Genomic DNA, 18,275 nt, shown 5'->3' with positions numbered 1-18,275 from the left:
TTCCAGCAATACGTTTAACATGAAGTTATTATAATAACCGCTATATTTTTCCATGATATTCTCTCCCCTGCTCCCGTCATTAACACCCTGGTTTTGCGAGGCATCCCGCATTTTTGGTTTACAACCGCCCCCGTTTGTTATGTGATCACGTTACTTGTCCGGCTTACACTCCGGGCGCACACCGTAGCGGAACACATCTTCTATGCGCTTCTATCAGGCCGATCCGACGCTGGAGAACTACTGGCGCGGGGTGATCCTTTTTGGCAGGAATGTTGCCTCGTACAAATTCGCCCTCGCCCATGCGCTGTACGATTTGCAGCAGCATCAGGACGACCTGATCACGCTGGAAACCCTGGCTGCACCCTTTGCTCGCCATCTCTGCACGCACCTGCACCATGCGCCGAAACAAATCACCTCTCGCGGCAGCCAGTTTCTGGCGAGCTGCGTACAGTTCAATAACGATGAGATCGATGAAGCGCAGCTGATTGAACAGACCGTGCGCCATGGCTTTGCCAACGTGATTGATGCTTTCCATAACGTTAACCGCGCAGAGATCGATAAACGCTTTTTTATCGACGAACGTAAATCCAGCAAAGGCATCCGCCTGACCGATAACTTCTACCAGTTGACGCAGACCACGCAGTTTCACAACCTGGTAAAGGAAACCGACGCCCGCTGGCGGCTGGTCGAACAGGCCTGGGCGCTCGGTGTTTCCAGCCACCTGATCGCGGTGGAGTATGACCCGGAAGACCAGCTGCTGTTCAGCCGCCAGAACAAGCGTCGCGTCAATATCACCCGTTGCCGCGACAGCCTGAACGGCTACCAGAAGGGCCGCTGTTTCTACTGCTATCGCGATATCAGCCTGCAATCCGGCCACGAGAACCTGGCCGACGTGGACCACTTCATCCCCTGGATGCTCAACGCCACCCACGCCAATCTGAACGGCGTGTGGAATCTGGTGCTGGCGTGCAGGAACTGCAATCGCGGCCAGGGAGGCAAGTCTGCACTTATTCCATCTTTGGAACTGCTGGAACGGCTGGAGGATCGTAACGAATACGTGATTAACAGCCACCTGCCGCTGCATGAAGCCCTGACGGAGCAGACAGGTAAAACATTTCACCAACGCCATGATTTTCTGCAAACCCAGTGGCAGAACGCGCGTAATGCCGGACTGCGCACCTGGCATCCCACCGCGCAGGGAGACGCTATTTTCTGATGAACAACGACTACTACCAGCAGCATGCCGAGCGATTTTTCAGTGAGACGGTGACCGTGGATATGTCGGCGCTGTATCAGCCGTTTGTCGCACACCTGAAGCCTGGTGCACGCATTTTAGATGCCGGTTGCGGCTCCGGACGTGATGCAAACGCGTTTAGCGCGATGGGCTATGACGTGGAAGCATTCGATGCCTCTGCCGAACTGGTGGAACTTGCCCGCCAGCACAGCGGCCTGCCCGTGGAGCAGAAGCACTTTGAGGACGTCACTGAAGTGGAACGCTATGAAGGCATCTGGTGCTGTGCATCACTGCTGCATGTGCCGCTGGCAGAGTTGCCTGAAGTGATGTCGCGGTTAGCCAGAGCGTTGAAACCGGACGGGGTTTGGTATCTGTCGTTTAAATATGGCAGCGGGGAAAGGGAGAAAGATGGACGTGTGTTTACGGATATGGATGAGAATAGCTTAAACAAGCTGACCACTTCCCTGAGAAATATCACTCTGCTGAATAGCTGGATGACGGGAGATAAACGTCCCGATCGTCAGGATGAAAAATGGCTAAATGCTTTATTGCTGAAACGGTGATAATAAAACGTCGAACAGAAAATAATGATAAATATACCCAATCGACGTTAAATTACATCCTTTTCATAATTTTCTGCGCCGCGTTGCATTTTTTAACTTTGTTTGTTTTTCCAGAGTGATTAGTTTTTACTGCTGGTTATAATAACAGGGTCATTAATCGCGGCATGAAGGTGCTAGGAACACCGTCATACCGCTAACCGCAACAACTATACGGAGTAGTTATCATGGCTGAGCAGGATTGTAATACAGACGTTGTTAAATCAGAAGTCACCGCACCCACGCTGCGCCATTTAACCGTGACTTATGCGAGCACCTATCCAGATTACCAGCAGATCCCGGCGCTGAGCATCAAAGGGAAATGGCTGGAAGCCGCAGGTTTTGCCACCGGCACCAAAGTTGATATCCGCGTGATTAAGGGTTGCCTGGTGATCACCGCCCGCGATCCCGAACCGCAGGAATCCGCGTTGATGACTTCACTGAGGAAGGTCTGCACACTGTCGGTACGTAAGCAGCGCCAGGTGGAGGAGTTTATCGGGGTGATTGCGGGGAAACGGGTGCGAGGGTAAGGCTTGAGACGTTATCCCGCCAGTGAAGGCGGGATTGTCAGTCGCTGAGCAATGCCAGAAAGCCCCTGGCTGCACAGATCCGATAGCCAGCCAAGCTGCACCTCCAAAGTGATAATATTATGGCCATAAGCACTACATAAAGATAAAATATTGACATTATGGCGAAAAAAACAGCACCTTTACTCCCTGACACAACCCGACTGCTTACTGATTTTGGTGAGAGACTGAAACTCGCCCGCCTGCGACGTAAACTCACAGCCAAACAGGTTGCGGAACGTGCAGGAATGACGCCAGTGACGCTACGTTCCCTGGAAGCGGGGGGCTCAGGTGTCACGATAGGGGCGTACCTGTCCGTGATGCAAGTTTTAGGGCTGGAAGATGATTTGAACAAATTAGCGGCTGAAGATGAGCTGGGGCGTCAGCTACAGGATTTTCGCCTGGTAAAAAACGATAACTTTTCCCCCTCAAAAGTCATTCCCTCACGCCAAACGTCTGTGGTTAAAAACTCACGTACCGGGGCGGCTGCCAGACATGAAAAAGCCGATAATCAGGCCGAAGCCAGCGTGAAAACAAGCCACCTCCCAAACGCTACAGCCCAGAAAGAAAGGGGGACTACTTCCGCTGAACTGGCTTCCCTGCTCAAACCACGGAATAAACCGACAAAAGATGGCTAACAATGGCAAGGCCGGGAACAAGAATATATGGCTGACGCATTTAGGCTTGCGGTGAATTAATATCGAAGCGGCCTCAGAAGAAGATAGCTGTCTGGGTAGGAATCGAGATTACAGACTACTTTGCAGTCGATCTGCTGTATTAATCTTAAGGAGCACATCCAGCGATCAACCGTGCGCAGCTTTGATAAGCACGTCGTTAATCCATTGATTAACGCTTTTACCAGCGACTTCAGCGGCAACATTGATAGCAGAGTGGATCTCAGGAGCAATGCGCAGACTAATTTTACCGCTTGCCGGGCGGAGCGGTTCACGTCCTTGTGCTGCACAATAGGAAATATAGTCATCCACACTTTGTTCGAATGCTTTTCGCAGTTCAACTACATTGTCAGCGTGGAAGCCAATGATATCCCTGATACCCGCTACATGTCCTACAAGGCAATGATCTTCTTCACAATATTCAATCTTTGCCGAATAACCTTTATATGTCATGGTATTACTCCTACCGATAATAAAAATGCCTTCGCATCGCGAACCTGGTACCGCTTTAGCCTTTTTTTCAGGATGGGGTCGATGGAATAACGCCACCACCTGATTAATTTCAAACCTGACGCGTGAACCGCTTCCTTCGGTAGTCATTGCACCTAAAGCCACAAACATCGATTCGATTTTTCGCCACTCCAGCGTGGTGGGTGTCGGCGCGGAAAAAATCGATGCTAATGTCTTAAGATGTTTGGCGCTGAGTTTATTCATTTCCCTTTGAAATACAGTCTGTGACTTGCTCGCCAAAGCATGCAGAATGATATCAAAAAGTGATATCACATCAAATTCAAAAAAAACCATAGCCTTAAAAACGGAGCGCAGACGCAACCGGGGAACAGGAAGCCGTTAGGTGAATTGCAGGCACAAAAAACCACCTTTCGGTGGCTTCAATGTTCATACGCTTTATGGTGCGAAGGCTGGACTAGCAAAAAAACAATAACTTATTGTTTTGATTAATAAATTATCTTAATTAAATTCATAAAGACCACCAAAATGACCCCTATCGTTTTTTCTTCTACTTCTCAAAACCACAAAATCCACCATAAAACTCTCGCGTCACAAATTTCCAAGATGTATCTTATTGTTTTGGGTTTCATTGCAATGGCCCTAAACCACATATAGAAATCATGCTAATAATAACTAAAGGCAACTAAGATGGAATTTAATACTTCAACAATAATCATTGGCGTATGTCTGTTAGCAGCAATTCTTGCAGCGCCAGTATGGAAAATTTGTTCAAAAATCATCTTCAAAGGAGGCGTTAGTAATAAACTTAAAAATATTGATATCGGAGGTGACTATACTGGCCGTGACAATAAAAAATAGGTAGCCTAAAATGGGTGTCTTTAACCGCTTAAAGCATGTTTTAATTGGCGGGGATTATGTCGGTGGCGACAAAATAACTAACCTTCCGTCCCCTACGCAATTAATCCTCCTTCAAGAAGAGTATCAGGAGGAGCTTAAAAATAATCAAACTTGTTCAGATTTGATAGATGAGTTAAATCACTATAATACTAGTAAAAGCGAAATCAGAGATCTTAAGCAAAAACTTACATCTTCAGGCTACGCAATCTTAATTGAAGAAGGGCAAGAATTAAAAGAGTTAGTAGCAAAAATGATAATAAAGCATCAACACTACAGATCCGCCCAAAAAATTATTGTTTACTTACTATCAGATGTTCACTCCATATTTCAGTTCACAATTAAACCTCAAGTTTTATCCAAAATCGCTCAAGATGAATTACTTAGAACAATACATATTGAAATAGAAACAAAATTAAGTACAAAGCTTGGAGTTAATTCTTTAGGAATATATAATAGACAGCTTCGAGGTATGGTTTTCTTCTTAACAGGAAACTGCCATTTGGAGTGGGGGAAATGATTCTCTACAACAAGGCTTTTGATATTAACCACACAACCTTAAGAATGTATTACTGGTTGGCCAACACTGATGAAAGCTATATTTCATTAGAAAAGTTAAGATTATATGATTTCATCATTGCATTCCCATTTTATATATCCTACATTACGTTAAGTCGGGATTTATTAAGTGAAAAAACAAAGTTCAAGAAATTTATAAACCCCTATAACAACTTTGATGCACGCTCGTTATTTAATCAGATGGAAGGCATTCAAAAATCATCAATATGCAGCCTGGTTTCAACAAAGGCATTAATCAGCAAAGACCATGAGTCATACGAAATAAATACTGAATTATTTAAAGATGCAAAGTTAGAGAATTTTACCAGCATTAATGCAGAGGTAATAAGTTTTATCAAAAACCATCTTGAGCCTATGTCTTATTTTGGGAAAAATGGGCTTAAAGCCGCAAGCAAACTAATGAGCTTTAAATATGATATCTCATAATCCAACCTTGAACATAAAAACCCTCCATGCTTTTAAAAATGAAAAAGAAGTTCTTTATATGGAGTTCCATAATGGTTTAAATGTAATCCATGGTTCGAATGGAAGCGGTAAAACCTCAGTAATTCAGCTCCTCGTTTATGCTTTAGGAGCAACTGTTTATAACTGGAAGGAAGAGGCGGGAAGTTGTGATTACGTTATAGCTGAAATTTATGTTAACGAATCTATCATCACAATAGGTAGAGAAGTAAAAGAAAGCTCAGCAAGTATGAACATTTTTTTTGGCGATTTCGCTGAAAGCCTTAAAAATGGTAAAGCAGGTTGGTTTAACTACCCTTACAGTATTTCCCCCTCAAGAGAAAGTTTTTCCCAAAAAATATTCGAAATATTGAATATTCCGGAAGCTAAGTCAGACGGCATAAACAATTTAACAATGCATCAAATATTGAGGCTTATATATAATAATCAGTCCAGCCCGGCCACAAGCATATTTAATGATGAACCATTTGACTCAGCTATTAAACGTGAGTTTGTGAGCAACTATTTGCTAGGGCTTTATGATGATAACTTGTATAGTAATAAATTAGAGTTTATTAAAAAAGACAAAGAACTTACAAAAACAATTTCCGAATTGAAAGGTCTATATCATCTTGTAGATGGCAGGGATACTGATTTTAGTTTCTCAAGTACGGAGGAACATATTGAACAACTACAATTAAAAATTGACCATCTAATTAACTCCATAGAAGAAAAGAAAAGCATCAATCTATCCATTAATTTTAAAAATGAGACTAAAGCCACAAGCCCAAATGAGATTGTTAAACTAAAAAAAGATTTACTCTTCCTTGAGGTTAGCTTAAAGCAACTTGAGTATAATATAAGTGACTCAACAAGTTTCATTGAAAAATTAAATCAAAAAATATCAGCAATAGAAGATTCAATTAAATTTGGAAAATATTATAAAGCTAAAGACTTTGATACTTGTCCTTCATGCTTTTCACTATTAAAACCTGCTTCTGATGAAAATAATTGCTCTTTATGCGGCACTCACAATGCATCTAATTCAAAGGATATGAATTATGCTCGTATGAAAAATGAGATATCTATTCAGCTTAAAGAATCAAAAGACATCTTAGCCAAGCATGAAAAAGAGAAAGAAAAAACCATTACTGCAATAAAAGAAACAAAAAAATCCTTACGCACAAAAATCAATAAAATTTCCGTTGTAAGTAACTCGTTTAGTTCAGAAAACGATAGTGTTTTGTATGATGCTTACAAAGAAGTAGGTGAATTAGAGGAAAAAATAAATAGCCTCTCTCAGTTTAGTAAAATTTACCTGCAAATAAATAAATTACGGGAGCTTCGAGACTCCTTGCAGGATAGAGTTAATTATCTTGAATCAGAAATTGATAAAAAAGAAAGTGCACTTTTGCTTAAACTGCCAAAAATCCAAGAAAAAATAACCAATTACATGATTGATATTTTAAGTAAAGATATTGAAAACATTGAAGATTCACATGACAAAGCAGAATTCAGTAATATTACAAGCATAGGATTTGATTTAGCATCAAACAGAATCATCATCAATAACAAGGTTTCATTTTCCGAAAGTTCAATGTATTACCTTAATAACGCCCTACACATCTCCTTACTAAAATTAAGCCTAACTGATAAAACTGTTAGATTGCCTCGCTTATTAATACTGGATGGAATTGAAAACGGTGGAATGGAAGATATCCGCTCTAAAGGAATACAAAGAACCATTAAAGATATTTCAGATGAGTTCGAAGGAATTAGACACCAAATTATAGTTACGACAAAAGGTATCAACGCCGAAGTAGATAATAGTAAATACAGAGTTGGTGAAAAATTCACCAGCTCAAATAGAAGTTTAAAAATGTGATTTCAAAACTGTCACTGTATGGCGAGTAGATTTTTGCTCGCCTTAGAGATAGAAATGCTTAATAAAATTATCAGTGATGAATATCTTAAACTTAAGCATGCTATGCCGCTACTTAACAGAGGTTTAATACCTCAGCGCGCAATGCTACCCCCGCCACGCCTGCCCGCTTTATCGGTCGCATTTAATGCAACTGCATATGTAAGTATCCCACCAAAACGGCCCATTCACTTTTAGAGATCTTCCGACATACTGATTATGCCACCTGTGGAGATAGCTATGCGTAAGATCCGATTCACCGAGCACCAGATCATCGCCGTTCTGAAGTCTGTCGAAGCCGGGCGCACCGTCAAAGATGTGTGTCGCGAGGCCGCTATTTCCGAAGCCAGCTACTACAACTGGAAGGCGAAATATGGCGGGATGGAAGCCGCTGATATCAAAAAGATCAAAGATCTTGAAGACGAGAATCGTCGTCTGAAGCAGATGTTTGCCGATCTGAGTCTGGAATGCCGGGCGCTGAAAGACGTCATAGAAAAAAAGCTTTAAAACCAGCGATAAAGCGTGAGCTCGTCAACTATCTGACCACGCAATTTACGATGAGCATACGCCAGGCATGCAGGACGTTATCGCTAAGCAGGACGGTGTTTCGTTATCAACCGGATACGCGACGTGATGAAGCGGTGATCCAGAGGCTGACCGAGGTCGCTGAGCGCTATCCCCGCTACGGTTCTAAGAAGCTTTTTCAGGTACTTCGCAGGCAGGGGCACGTCTGGAACCACAAACGTGTCCACCGGATTTACTGTCTTCTCAAACTGAATTTTCGTCGTAAGGGTAAACAACGCCTGCCGGTGCGCAATCCGGCTCCGCTGGCAACGCCGGAAGCACTCAACCAAAGTGGGTCGATTGATTTTATGCACGCCGCGCTGACATGTGGCCGACGTTTTCGGACTTTCATTGTTGTCGATGATTTTAACCGTGAAGCTCTGGCGATAGAAATTGACCTGAATATCACCGCGCAGCGTGTCGTCCGGGTGCTGTACAGAATAGTAGCAAACCGTGGATATCCGCTGAAGATGCGGATGGATCAGGTTGAGTGAAAAACAAGGAAAGCATTGCGGAGGCTGAAATGCAGGCACAAAAAAACCACCTCTCGGTGGCTTTAATGTTCATACGCTTTATGGTGCCGAAGGCCGGAATCGAACCGGCACATCTCTCGATGGTTGATTTTGAATCAACTGCGTCTACCGATTTCGCCACTTCGGCACTGAAGGGTATGCGGAAAACGTTGTGGATTATACCGTTACCTCCTGCATACGCAACCCTATTCCGCAGGGTCTGCGTCTGAGTGCTGAAAAAACGTGCGCCGGGCCAGCGTATTGATATCCCGTTCGGGCGTGGCATGCCCCGTCCCTGTGATGTTTCAGTGCAGATAATTCTTAAACCCTGGACCATAATGGCTGTACGGCGCTGTGCAGTGGAACTCACCCGCTCTCCGGCAGTCGGAACAATCAGATATCAGCGCGTGGCCAGGAGGGCGGCGTGCGTAACATCACATCAAATAGGGCTAACAATGAAAGCAGCAATGAAATGGGTTCTGGCAGGTTCAGTGACCACCGCACTGTTCAGCGCCACGGCGGGTGCCGCCAGCTGGCAGGATCAGCTTAACTCAGCCGCCAGCGCGCTGGGCCAGAACAACAGCAGTACCACCACCAATACCTCCGGTGCTAACGCAGCGCCTGCGGGTAACTCGCTGGGCGCGTTGACCGGGTTACTGAACGGCGGCAGCCAGTCGCTCAGCGCTGGCACCATGACCAATGCGGCGGGTGTGCTGGAGTACTGTGTGAAAAACAATATTGTCGATAACAATGTGTCATCGGTGAAAGACAAACTGCTCGGTAAGCTGGGGCTGGCGGATACGCAGAAGCAGCAGGAAACCACCGACTATAAGCAGGGCCTGATGGGTCTGCTGAACACCGGCAACAATCAGCAGGTGAACCTGAAATCGCTGGGTGATACCGCCATCGGCAAGAAGGTGAAAACCAAAGCCTGTGATCTGGTGCTGAAGCAGGGCAAGCAGTTTATCTCGTAATCTCTCTCTTAAGGCGGCAGGGCTGTCCCCTTGCCGCCTTCTTCCCCCCGGCCACCGTTGTGTGGCCTTTTTTTATTTTACAATCAGCCGAATACTCAGCAGCGCCATCACGCCGCCCCCTAGACGGTCGAGCGGAGCTTTAAAGCGCAGATAGGTGTTGCGCGGCCCGCGTGACGACAGCGCATAAGCCACAAACAGATACCACAGGCCATCCACCATCATCGCCACCAGCGGGATGGCAATCAGCATGCCGCTGCTCACATGGGCAGGCAGCAGCGCGGCAAACACCCCGGCGAACACCATCGCGGTTTTAGGATTACTGATCTGGGTGGTAAAGGCGGTGAGAAAGGCGCGCTTCAGCGTTTTACCGTTGCTGCCTGGCAGGTCCAGCATCAGCGGTTCGCGGGCACCGCGAAACATCTTGTACGCCATCCACAGCAGGTACAGGCCCCCCGCCGTCTTCAGCGTCAGCCACAGCACAGGCACGGCATTTAACAGCGTATGCAGCCCCATCAGGGCGATAATGGCGAAGATCAGGCTACCCGCGCCCATGCCCAGCGCGGCACCGATGCCGGCACGGCGTGAGGAGGCAACGGCGGTACGCGCCACCAGAATAAAGCTCGGTCCCGGACTGATGGCACCCAGCGCCAGCGCACCGCCGATTGAAATCACTGAAAGTACTGCTGCATCCATCTTCCACCTCCATCATGTAATATCGTCTAACTTACTGAGAGTGGACATTAACTGGCAAGCCGTAATTGACGGAGACGCCTGCTATGCTTACAAAATATTCTCCGTCTTACCACCAAAGGGATCGTTGACGATGACCGAGCCGCTGCTGATTGCCCAGACCACGGAACAACAACTGCATTTGCTGCCCGCGATGGCGAACCGCCACGGGCTGATCACGGGTGCTACCGGCACCGGTAAAACCGTCACGCTGCAAAAGCTGGCGGAGAGCTTCTCAAATATCGGCGTGCCGGTGTTTATGGTCGATGTAAAAGGTGATTTGACCGGGGTTGCCAAAGCCGGGACCGAGTCAGAGAAACTGCTCGCCCGTCTGGCGAAGATTGGCGTCACGGACTGGTCACCGCAGGGGAATCCGGTGGCGCTGTGGGATATCTTTGGCGAACGCGGCCACCCGGTGCGCGCCACGGTATCGGACCTCGGGCCACTGCTGCTGGCACGCCTGCTGAATCTGAACGACGTACAGAGCGGCGTATTGCAGATTATCTTCCGTGTGGCCGACGACCAGGGCCTGCTGCTGCTCGATTTTAAGGATCTGCGCGCCGCCACGCAGTATATCGGCGAGAACGCCAAAGCGTTCCAGACCCAGTACGGCAATATCAACAGCGCCTCGGTGGGCGCCATCCAGCGCGGGCTGCTGTCGCTGGAGCAGCAGGGAGCGGAATACTTCTTTGGTGAGCCGATGCTGGATATCAAAGACTGGATGCGCACCGATGAGAACGGCAAAGGGATAATCAACATCCTCGCGTCGGAGAAGCTGTACCAGATGCCAAAACTGTACGCCACCAGCCTGCTGTGGCTGCTGTCGGAGCTGTATGAGCAACTGCCGGAGGCGGGCGATCTGGAGAAGCCGAAACTGGTGTTCTTCTTTGATGAGGCGCATTTGCTGTTTGACGATGCGCCCGCAGTGCTGCTGGATAAGATCGAGCAGGTAATCCGTCTGATCCGCTCGAAAGGCGTGGGCGTGTGGTTTGTCTCACAGAACCCGTCGGACGTGCCGGATGCGGTGCTCGGCCAGCTGGGTAACCGCGTGCAGCATGCCCTGCGTGCCTTTACCCCGAAAGACCAGAAGGCGGTCAAGGTGGCGGCGCAGACCATGCGCGCCAACCCGGCGTTTGATACCGTGACGGCCATTCAGGAGCTCGGCACCGGTGAAGCGCTGATCTCCTTCCTCGATGAGAAAGGCAGCCCCTCTGTGGTGCAGCGTGCGATGGTCATTGCCCCCGGTTCCCGCATGGGCCCGGTGACCGACGACGAGCGTAACGGGCTGATTAACCACTCGTCCCTCTCCGGCAAATATGAAGAAGCTGTCGATCGCGAATCCGCTTACGAGATGCTGCAAAAAGGGATACAGAATGCCACGAACAGCGCCAGCGCTCCCGCCGCCAAAGGCGAGAATGTAGCGGTGGATAACGGTATTCTCGGCGGACTGAAGGACATTCTGTTCGGCACCACCGGGCCGCGCGGCGGCAAGCACGATGGCGTGGTGCAGAGCGTGGCCAAAAGCGCAGCGCGGCAAATCACCAATCAAATCATCCGTGGTGTGTTAGGCAGCATTATGGGCGGAAGGAAACGATAAGGGCTTTATGGATAAGGAACGTGAGTTAATCCGGGCGAAGCGCCTGCCGCTGCTGTTGCTGGTCGGTGCGGCGCTGTTGTTTATCGCCACCATTCTCTGGCCGCTGTACTGGCCGCCCAATCCCTGGGTCGCCGGGCTGAAAGCGGTGGCAGAGGCGTCGATGGTCGGGGCACTGGCGGACTGGTTCGCGGTCAGCGCGCTGTTCCGCCGGGTGCCGATCCCTCTGGCGGGCCGTCATACGGCGATTATCCCGCGTAATAAGGATCGTATCGCCGACAATCTCGCCCTGTTCGTGCAGGACAAATTCCTCAATACCGATTCGCTACTGGCGCTGATCCGCCGCCATAATCCGGCGCAGATTATTGCTAACTGGCTGAGCCACCCGGACAACGCCGCCCGCCTGAGCGGGATGGTGCTGAAAACCGTGCGCGGCTTTCTCGATCTGGCCAACGATCAGCGTATTCAGGGGTTTATGCGCCGGGCGATCCACAAAGCGATTGATAAAATGGATCTCAGCCAGTCGGCGGCCATGATCCTCGAAAGTCTGACGAAAAATAACCGCCATCAGCAGCTGCTGGACGATGCGCTGGCGCAGATCCTGCAACTGGTGAACAAGCCCGGCACACATGAGTTTATCGCCCATCAGGTGGTGAGCTGGCTGAAGCGCGAGCATCCGCTGAAGGAGAAGATGCTGCCGAGCGAGTGGCTGGGAGAGAAAAGCGCCGAGCTGGCGGCCAATGCGGTGCAGTCGATCCTCACCGAGATTGAACACGATGATGCCCACCAGCTGCGCCAGGGCTTTAACCGCGCCGTGCAGCGGCTGATTACCCGCCTGCGTAACGACCCGGAGATGGCGGAGAAAGCGGAAGAAATTAAAGCGTATCTGAAGCAGGATGAGACGCTGAACCGCTATATCGGCCAGCTGTGGAATGATTTGCGTGGCTGGCTGAAAGACGACCTGGAGCGCCCCGACTCCACGCTGCACGCCAAAGTGAGTGCTGCCGGGCAGTGGTTCGGCGAAACCCTGATGCAGGATGAGCCGCTGCGCAACTCGCTCAATCAGCATATGGAAGAGGCCGCCAGCAACGTGGCACCGGAGTTCTCGGCGTTTCTCAGCCGTCATATCAGCGATACGGTGAAGAGCTGGGACGCGGCGGATATGTCGCATCAGGTGGAGCTGAATATCGGCAAGGATTTGCAGCGTATCCGCATTAACGGCACGTTAGTCGGTGGGGTGATTGGGTTGATTTTGTATCTGCTGTCGCTGGTGCCGCTGCTGCTGGAAAGGACGCAGGTGCTGTAGAGGCAAGGTCAACGGCATTTCGCTTTCCCACTGCGTGGGCTGAGCGACAAGGGGCGGCCAGTCGCCGCCGCCCCTTGACCCCGGGCTTGCGGCAGGCGAACCGCCCGCTTCGCGGGTGCCTTCGTCTGCTCGCTTCACCGACGGACCGTTCGTGACGGTACGTCCTGTACCGGCCCGAACTTTCGCCGACGTCCTGTCGGCTCATCCTGGTTCTCTTCGCTTCCTCAGCGATTCTTCATTGCCGCCTGAAAGTCAACATCCCAGGTCAAAACCAAAACAACCAAAACAACCAAAACAACCAAAACAACCAAAACAAAATAAGTGGTTCTGGTTCTGGTTTGGGTTTGGGTTTGGGTTTTGACGTTGAGGCGGCATCTCAGCTGCGCCGAGGGAAATCGGATTTCCAGGACGCGCCAACAGGACGTTGGCGAGAGGGTGTGCCGGGACAGGGACGTCCCGTCACACCCGGTCCGGCAGGAAAGTCGATTTTCTGAGGGAACCCGCTGAAAGCGGGCGCGGCGCCTGCCGCAAGCCCGGGTCCCCAGGGCGGCGGCGATTGGCCGCCCTGGGTCGCTCATCCCGCGACAGCGGGAAAGCGAAACGCCCTTGACGTTGACCTGGCTTTAACCCCACAGGCTGACCGAAACAAAAGGTCCGCCTGTGGGATAGGCCGGAGCCCCCTGATTACCGCCGCTTCAGCAGCATAAACACACTGATCGCAAAGAACGCGGCACTCGGCAGCAGCGCGCCCAGCAATGGCGGAATGTTATACACCAGGCTCAACGGCCCAAAGATCTGGTCCAGCACGTAGAACAGGAAGCCAAAACTGATCCCGGTGACCACACGCATCCCCATCGACACGCTGCGCAGCGGACCAAAGATAAACGACAGGGCCATCAGCATCATCACCGCCACCGACAGCGGCTGGAAGATCTTGCTCCACATGTTCAGCTCATAGCGGCCAGACACCTGCCCACTCTGCTTCAGATACTTCGTATAGTTATACAGCCCGGTGATCGACAGCGCCGTTGGGTCCAGCGCCACCACACCCAGCTTGTCCGGGGTCAGGGTGGTTTTCCATTCGCCACTCAGCGTCTGGGTGCCTTTCACCTGCTGCGGGTCCGTCAGGTCGGACTGATCCACCTGCGCCAGCTCCCACAGTTTTTTCTCCGCGTTGTACTGGGCAGAGGCGGCATAGCGCACGGTTTGCAAACGGCGCTCTTTGTTAAAGCTGTAAATACTGATGCCCGCCAGCTGGTTGTCGCCGCGAATACGTTCGATAAAGATAAAGTTATCGCCGTCTTTCGCCCACAGCCCGCTCTGCGTGGAGAGCAGCGAACCGCCCACCAGCTGCTGCGCACGGTAGTTACGCGCCATCTGCTCACCCTGCGGGGCCACAAACTCACCGATGGCCATGGTCAGCAGCACCAGCGGGATCGCGGTTTTCATCACCGAGGCGGCAATCTGCATACGGGTAAAACCGGAAGCCTGCATCACCACCAGCTCGCTGCGCTGGGCCAGCGTACCTAAGCCCAGCAGCGCCCCGAGCAGCGCGGCCATCGGGAAGAAGATCTCAATATCTTTCGGCACACTCAGCAGGGTATACAGCCCGGCACCGAGCGCGGTGTATTCGCCCTGCCCGGTTTTACGCAGCTGATCGACAAATTTGATGATGCCGGAGAGCGACACCAGCATAAACAGCGTCGCCATAATCGTATTGAAAATCGTTTTACCGATATATTTGTCAAGAACGCCAAACATCAGACCGATCCTCCGCGAGTGAAACGCGCGCGCAGTCGGCGCATTGGCACCGTATCCCACGCATTCAGCAGTACGGCCAGCGCCAGATACCCGAGGTTAACCCCCCACATCCACAGAGCCGGATCGAGGCGCCCCTTATTGCCGCTGGAGCGCAGCGAACTTTGCAGCAGGAAGAACACCAGATAGAGCAGCATCGCTGGCAGCATCGACAGCACGCGTCCCTGACGCGGGTTGACCACGCTGAGCGGCACCACCATCAGCGCCATGATCAGCACCGAGAACACCAGCGTCAGTCGCCAGTGCAGCTCACTGCGGAAATCAGGTTTATCAGAGTGCCACAGCTCGCCGAAGCTCATCTGCTCAGAGTCATTCGGGTCAAGGGTAGCGGTCTGATGGCCGACAATCGCCTGATAATTTTTGAAGTCAGTAATGCGGAAGTCACGCAGCAGCGCAGTGCCTTCGAAACGGGTGCCGCTGTCGAGCGTCACCACCTGCGAACCGTCTTTACGCTGTTCCATATGACCATGGTCAGCGACGACCACGGACGGCCGGGCATTGCCTTTCGGCCGCAACTGCGCGAGGAAAACATTGCCAAAATTGTTGCCTTTGACGTTTTCGATAAACAGCACAGATTGACCATCGCCAGACTGCTGGAACTGACCGGCGGCCAGCGCCGCGGCACCCGGGTTCGCTTTCGCGTTCTGCATCACTTCACTTTGATAACGAGAAGACCACGGCCCCATCCAGCCGACGTTGACCGCGGCAACCAATGCCGTGAACAACATCAGGATCATCGCCGCCTTCACCAGCACGCTCTTGCCTAAACCACAGGCGTGCATCACGGTGATCTCACTCTCGGTGTATAATCGGCCAAGCGTCATCAAAATGGCTAAAAAGAGGCTTAACGGCAGGATCAGCTGTGCCATCTCGGGCACGCCAAGGCCCAATAAGGTCAGCACTAAATTTGTAGGAATCTCGCCATCCACCGCGGCTCCCAGTATCCTGACTAACTTCTGACAAAAGAAGATCAGCAGCAGGATGAACAGGATAGCCAGCTGGCTTTTGAGCATTTCCCGAACCAGATATCTAATAATGATCACGCTGAGTACGCCTGTGAAAACTTGTCTTTTTGCAGGAAAATCGCTAGTTTCATCGCTTATACGCCATTTATTCTCATCAATGGCCCATGTCACTACTAAAATAGTATGACAACAACCGCGTTCTGGTGATGCAAAAAAAAATAATCCTCACCAAAACCCAATCTGACAACAGCGTTATGCGACAGCGCTATACGTTACGAAAGCGGTCTATTCTAGCCGCAGCAAGCGCCGTTGTCTTTAAGATTCAGGAGAGTGCATGGAGTTCAGTGTAAAAAGCGGTAGCCCGGAAAAACAGCGCAGTGCCTGTATTGTGGTGGGCGTGTTTGAACCGCGCCGGTTGTCACCGATTGCTGAACAGCTGGATAAAATCAGCGATGGATACATTAGCGCCCTGCTGCGCCGTGGTGAACTGGAAGGAAAAGTCGGCCAGACTCTGCTGCTGCATCATGTGCCGAACATTCTTTCTGAACGTATCTTGCTGATTGGTTGTGGCAAGGAGCGTGAGCTGGATGAGCGTCAGTACAAGCAGGTCATTCAAAAGACCATTAACACGCTGAACGACACCGGATCGATGGAAGCCGTCTGCTTCCTGACCGAGCTGCACGTCAAAGGGCGCAACACCTACTGGAAAGTACGCCAGGCGGTAGAAACGTCAAAAGAGACGCTGTACAGCTTCGACCAGTTGAAAAGCAACAAGGTTGAGCCGCGTCGTCCGCTGCGCAAGCTGGTGTTCAACGTGCCGACGCGCCGCGAACTGACCAGCGGTGAACGTGCGATTCAGCACGGTCTGGCGGTGGCTGCGGGCGTTAAGGCCGCGAAAGATCTCGGCAATATGCCACCGAACATCTGTAACGCCGCTTACCTGGCGTCACAGGCGCGCCAGCTGGCGGATACCTGGGCCAACATCACCACCCGCGTCATCGGCGAACAGCAGATGAAAGAGCTGGGGATGAACGCCTATCTTGCCGTCGGGGCCGGTTCGCAGAATGAATCCCTGATGTCGGTGATTGAGTACAAAGGCAACCCGGATAAAGAAGCGCGTCCCATCGTGCTGGTCGGAAAAGGCGTGACCTTTGATACCGGCGGTATCTCGCTCAAGCCGGGCGAAGCGATGGACGAAATGAAGTACGATATGTGCGGGGCGGCCTCAGTGTACGGCGTCATGCGCATGGTTGCTGAGCTGGGTCTGCCGCTGAACGTGGTGGGCGTGCTGGCGGGCTGTGAAAACATGCCGGGTGGCCGCGCTTACCGTCCAGGTGACGTGCTGACCACCATGTCAGGCCAGACCGTAGAAGTGCTGAACACGGATGCGGAAGGTCGACTGGTTCTGTGCGATGCCCTGACCTACGTTGAGCGCTTTGACCCGGATGTGGTTATCGACGTGGCCACGCTGACCGGAGCCTGCGTGATTGCGCTGGGCCACCATATCAGCGGCCTGCTGTCGAACCACAACCCGCTGGCGCATGAGCTGATTGGTGCTTCAGAGCAGGCGGGCGATCGCGCATGGCGTCTGCCGATGGCGGATGAATATCAGGAGCAGCTGGATTCCAATTTTGCCGATATGGCAAACATTGGCGGCCGCCCGGGTGGTGCCATCACCGCAGCCTGCTTCCTGGCGCGCTTCACGCGTAAGTACAACTGGGCACATCTTGATGTGGCCGGAACCGCCTGGCGTTCAGGAAAGGCCAAAGGCGCGACCGGTCGTCCGGTTGCCCTGCTGTCTCAGTTCCTGTTGAACCGTGCAGGTCTGAACGGCGACGATTAAACCGACGGTAACAGGTGCCTGCAGGGTGCCTCGTTCGGGTCAGGCATGCCTGCCCCCTGCGACACCGCCATCGTATTTGCAGGGGCCAGGCATGCCTGGCCCCTGCGGATCTGACCAACCCAACTGGCATCATTATGAAAAACGCAACTTTCTATCTGCTGGAAACCGATACCCCGGTTGACGGGCTGAGCGCTCATGAAGCGCTGGTCTGCGATCTGGCTGAGGCCCGCTGGCGTGACGGGAAACGCGTGCTGATTGCCTGTGAAGACGAAGCGCAGGCCATCCGGCTGGATGAAGCCCTGTGGCAACGCCCGGCAAATGCCTTCGTGCCGCATAATCTGGCCGGAGAAGGCCCAAAGTATGGTGCCCCGGTCGAGCTGGCCTGGCCACAACGTCGCGGTAATTCACCGCGCGACCTGCTGATCAGCCTGCTGCCGCAGTTTGCAGATTTTGCCACCGCTTTCTATGAAGTGGTAGACTTCGTTCCCTATGAACCATCTTTGAAACAGCTGGCGCGCGACCGCTATAAAGCTTATCGCAGCGTTGGATTCCACTTGAATACGGCAACGCCCCCTTTGCCTAAGACATAGC

At 51.2% G+C, this 18,275-nt stretch carries 16 protein-coding genes, 1 tRNA gene and 2 pseudogenes; 14 read left to right on the top strand and 5 right to left on the bottom strand.

Going from position 1 to position 18,275, the window contains the following annotated elements; translation table 11 throughout:
* The first annotated feature begins 202 nt into the window (after positions 1–202).
* From LJN55_RS02965 to LJN55_RS24015, 4 genes and pseudogenes are all read left to right on the top strand, one after another.
* Positions 203–1,216 carry an HNH endonuclease family protein gene (locus LJN55_RS02965; RefSeq protein ID WP_227535641.1) on the top strand — a complete coding sequence of 338 codons (1,014 nt, stop codon included), beginning with the start codon at positions 203–205 and terminating at the stop codon, positions 1,214–1,216.
* Complete coding sequence (locus LJN55_RS02960) at positions 1,216–1,797, top strand: class I SAM-dependent methyltransferase (protein ID WP_227535640.1); 582 nt, start codon at positions 1,216–1,218, stop codon at positions 1,795–1,797. Before LJN55_RS02965 ends, LJN55_RS02960 begins: the two co-directional genes overlap by 1 nt.
* A 224-nt stretch (positions 1,798–2,021) precedes the next feature.
* Positions 2,022–2,363, top strand: coding sequence for an endoribonuclease SymE (gene symE, locus LJN55_RS02955; protein ID WP_227535639.1), 342 nt, complete (start codon positions 2,022–2,024; stop codon positions 2,361–2,363).
* A 158-nt stretch (positions 2,364–2,521) separates the two neighbouring features.
* Positions 2,522–2,810: pseudogene (locus tag LJN55_RS24015) on the top strand (helix-turn-helix domain-containing protein); the annotation flags it as partial.
* A gap of 392 nt (positions 2,811–3,202) precedes the next feature.
* Here LJN55_RS24015 and LJN55_RS02945 read toward each other — a convergent pair.
* Complete coding sequence (locus LJN55_RS02945; protein ID WP_227535638.1) at positions 3,203–3,877, bottom strand: toxin-antitoxin system HicB family antitoxin; 675 nt, start codon at positions 3,875–3,877, stop codon at positions 3,203–3,205.
* Positions 3,878–4,231: 354 nt separating this feature from the next.
* Between LJN55_RS02945 and LJN55_RS02940 the strand changes: the two genes are divergently transcribed.
* The 5 genes and pseudogenes from LJN55_RS02940 to LJN55_RS02920 form a co-directional block, all read left to right on the top strand.
* Positions 4,232–4,402, top strand: a complete 171-nt coding sequence (locus tag LJN55_RS02940) for a hypothetical protein (RefSeq protein WP_227535637.1) — start codon at positions 4,232–4,234, stop codon at positions 4,400–4,402.
* Between the two features lie 10 nt (positions 4,403–4,412).
* On the top strand, positions 4,413–4,958 hold the full coding sequence (locus LJN55_RS02935) for an ABC-three component system protein (protein ID WP_227535635.1): 546 nt from the start codon (positions 4,413–4,415) through the stop codon (positions 4,956–4,958).
* A complete protein-coding gene (locus LJN55_RS02930; protein ID WP_227535633.1) occupies positions 4,955–5,443 on the top strand; it encodes an ABC-three component system middle component 5 in 489 nt (162 codons plus the stop codon). Before LJN55_RS02935 ends, LJN55_RS02930 begins: the two co-directional genes overlap by 4 nt.
* Positions 5,430–7,343, top strand: a complete 1,914-nt coding sequence (locus LJN55_RS02925; protein WP_227535632.1) for an SMC family protein — start codon at positions 5,430–5,432, stop codon at positions 7,341–7,343. Before LJN55_RS02930 ends, LJN55_RS02925 begins: the two co-directional genes overlap by 14 nt.
* Positions 7,344–7,619: 276 nt before the next feature.
* Positions 7,620–8,425, top strand: a pseudogene (locus LJN55_RS02920) (IS3 family transposase); the annotation flags it as partial.
* 93 nt (positions 8,426–8,518) lie between these two features.
* Here LJN55_RS02920 and LJN55_RS02915 read toward each other — a convergent pair.
* Positions 8,519–8,603 (bottom strand) — tRNA-Leu (locus LJN55_RS02915).
* Positions 8,604–8,910: 307 nt separating this feature from the next.
* Between LJN55_RS02915 and LJN55_RS02910 the strand changes: the two genes are divergently transcribed.
* On the top strand, positions 8,911–9,429 hold the full coding sequence (locus LJN55_RS02910) for a DUF2501 domain-containing protein (protein WP_227535630.1): 519 nt from the start codon (positions 8,911–8,913) through the stop codon (positions 9,427–9,429).
* A gap of 72 nt (positions 9,430–9,501) precedes the next feature.
* On the opposite strand, the gene LJN55_RS02905 is transcribed toward LJN55_RS02910, so the two are convergent.
* A complete protein-coding gene (locus LJN55_RS02905) occupies positions 9,502–10,122 on the bottom strand; it encodes a LysE family translocator (protein ID WP_227535629.1) in 621 nt (206 codons plus the stop codon).
* Positions 10,123–10,252: 130 nt separating this feature from the next.
* Between LJN55_RS02905 and LJN55_RS02900 the strand changes: the two genes are divergently transcribed.
* Positions 10,253–11,755 (top strand): helicase HerA-like C-terminal domain-containing protein, encoded by a 1,503-nt coding sequence (locus tag LJN55_RS02900; protein WP_227535628.1) that lies wholly within the window; start codon positions 10,253–10,255, stop codon positions 11,753–11,755.
* A 7-nt stretch (positions 11,756–11,762) separates the two neighbouring features.
* Positions 11,763–13,058, top strand: coding sequence for a DUF445 domain-containing protein (locus LJN55_RS02895; RefSeq protein ID WP_227535627.1), 1,296 nt, complete (start codon positions 11,763–11,765; stop codon positions 13,056–13,058).
* 684 nt (positions 13,059–13,742) lie between these two features.
* Here the strand turns inward: LJN55_RS02895 and lptG are convergent.
* Both lptG and lptF read right to left on the bottom strand, forming a co-directional pair.
* On the bottom strand, positions 13,743–14,819 hold the full coding sequence (lptG, locus tag LJN55_RS02890; RefSeq protein ID WP_167863394.1) for an LPS export ABC transporter permease LptG: 1,077 nt from the start codon (positions 14,817–14,819) through the stop codon (positions 13,743–13,745).
* A complete protein-coding gene (lptF, locus tag LJN55_RS02885; RefSeq protein WP_159337326.1) occupies positions 14,819–15,919 on the bottom strand; it encodes an LPS export ABC transporter permease LptF in 1,101 nt (366 codons plus the stop codon). Before lptF ends, lptG begins: the two co-directional genes overlap by 1 nt.
* A 256-nt stretch (positions 15,920–16,175) precedes the next feature.
* On the opposite strand from lptF, the gene pepA reads away from it, so the two are divergent.
* Both pepA and LJN55_RS02875 read left to right on the top strand, forming a co-directional pair.
* Positions 16,176–17,684, top strand: a complete 1,509-nt coding sequence (gene pepA, locus LJN55_RS02880) for a leucyl aminopeptidase (RefSeq protein ID WP_133843979.1) — start codon at positions 16,176–16,178, stop codon at positions 17,682–17,684.
* 134 nt (positions 17,685–17,818) lie between these two features.
* Positions 17,819–18,274 (top strand): DNA polymerase III subunit chi, encoded by a 456-nt coding sequence (locus LJN55_RS02875; RefSeq protein WP_133843981.1) that lies wholly within the window; start codon positions 17,819–17,821, stop codon positions 18,272–18,274.
* Position 18,275 lies beyond the last annotated feature (1 nt).

The sequence above is a fragment of the Erwinia rhapontici genome, assembly GCF_020683125.1.
Classification (GTDB): Bacteria; Pseudomonadota; Gammaproteobacteria; order Enterobacterales; family Enterobacteriaceae; genus Erwinia; species Erwinia rhapontici.
Note: the sequence above shows the minus strand (reverse complement) of the source record. Positions and strands in the feature narration are given on the sequence as shown.

Bases quoted from the DNA above. Each gene is read 5' to 3' on its own strand.
- LJN55_RS02965 (WP_227535641.1), top strand. From the start codon at position 203: ATGCGCTTCTATCAGGCCGATCCGACGCTGGAGAACTACTGGCGCGGG.
- LJN55_RS02960 (WP_227535640.1), top strand. From the start codon at position 1,216: ATGAACAACGACTACTACCAGCAGCATGCCGAGCGATTTTTCAGTGAG.
- symE (WP_227535639.1), top strand. From the start codon at position 2,022: ATGGCTGAGCAGGATTGTAATACAGACGTTGTTAAATCAGAAGTCACC.
- LJN55_RS02945 (WP_227535638.1), bottom strand. From the start codon at position 3,877: ATGGTTTTTTTTGAATTTGATGTGATATCACTTTTTGATATCATTCTG.
- LJN55_RS02940 (WP_227535637.1), top strand. From the start codon at position 4,232: ATGGAATTTAATACTTCAACAATAATCATTGGCGTATGTCTGTTAGCA.
- LJN55_RS02935 (WP_227535635.1), top strand. From the start codon at position 4,413: ATGGGTGTCTTTAACCGCTTAAAGCATGTTTTAATTGGCGGGGATTAT.
- LJN55_RS02930 (WP_227535633.1), top strand. From the start codon at position 4,955: ATGATTCTCTACAACAAGGCTTTTGATATTAACCACACAACCTTAAGA.
- LJN55_RS02925 (WP_227535632.1), top strand. From the start codon at position 5,430: ATGATATCTCATAATCCAACCTTGAACATAAAAACCCTCCATGCTTTT.
- LJN55_RS02910 (WP_227535630.1), top strand. From the start codon at position 8,911: ATGAAAGCAGCAATGAAATGGGTTCTGGCAGGTTCAGTGACCACCGCA.
- LJN55_RS02905 (WP_227535629.1), bottom strand. From the start codon at position 10,122: ATGGATGCAGCAGTACTTTCAGTGATTTCAATCGGCGGTGCGCTGGCG.
- LJN55_RS02900 (WP_227535628.1), top strand. From the start codon at position 10,253: ATGACCGAGCCGCTGCTGATTGCCCAGACCACGGAACAACAACTGCAT.
- LJN55_RS02895 (WP_227535627.1), top strand. From the start codon at position 11,763: ATGGATAAGGAACGTGAGTTAATCCGGGCGAAGCGCCTGCCGCTGCTG.
- lptG (WP_167863394.1), bottom strand. From the start codon at position 14,819: ATGTTTGGCGTTCTTGACAAATATATCGGTAAAACGATTTTCAATACG.
- pepA (WP_133843979.1), top strand. From the start codon at position 16,176: ATGGAGTTCAGTGTAAAAAGCGGTAGCCCGGAAAAACAGCGCAGTGCC.
- LJN55_RS02875 (WP_133843981.1), top strand. From the start codon at position 17,819: ATGAAAAACGCAACTTTCTATCTGCTGGAAACCGATACCCCGGTTGAC.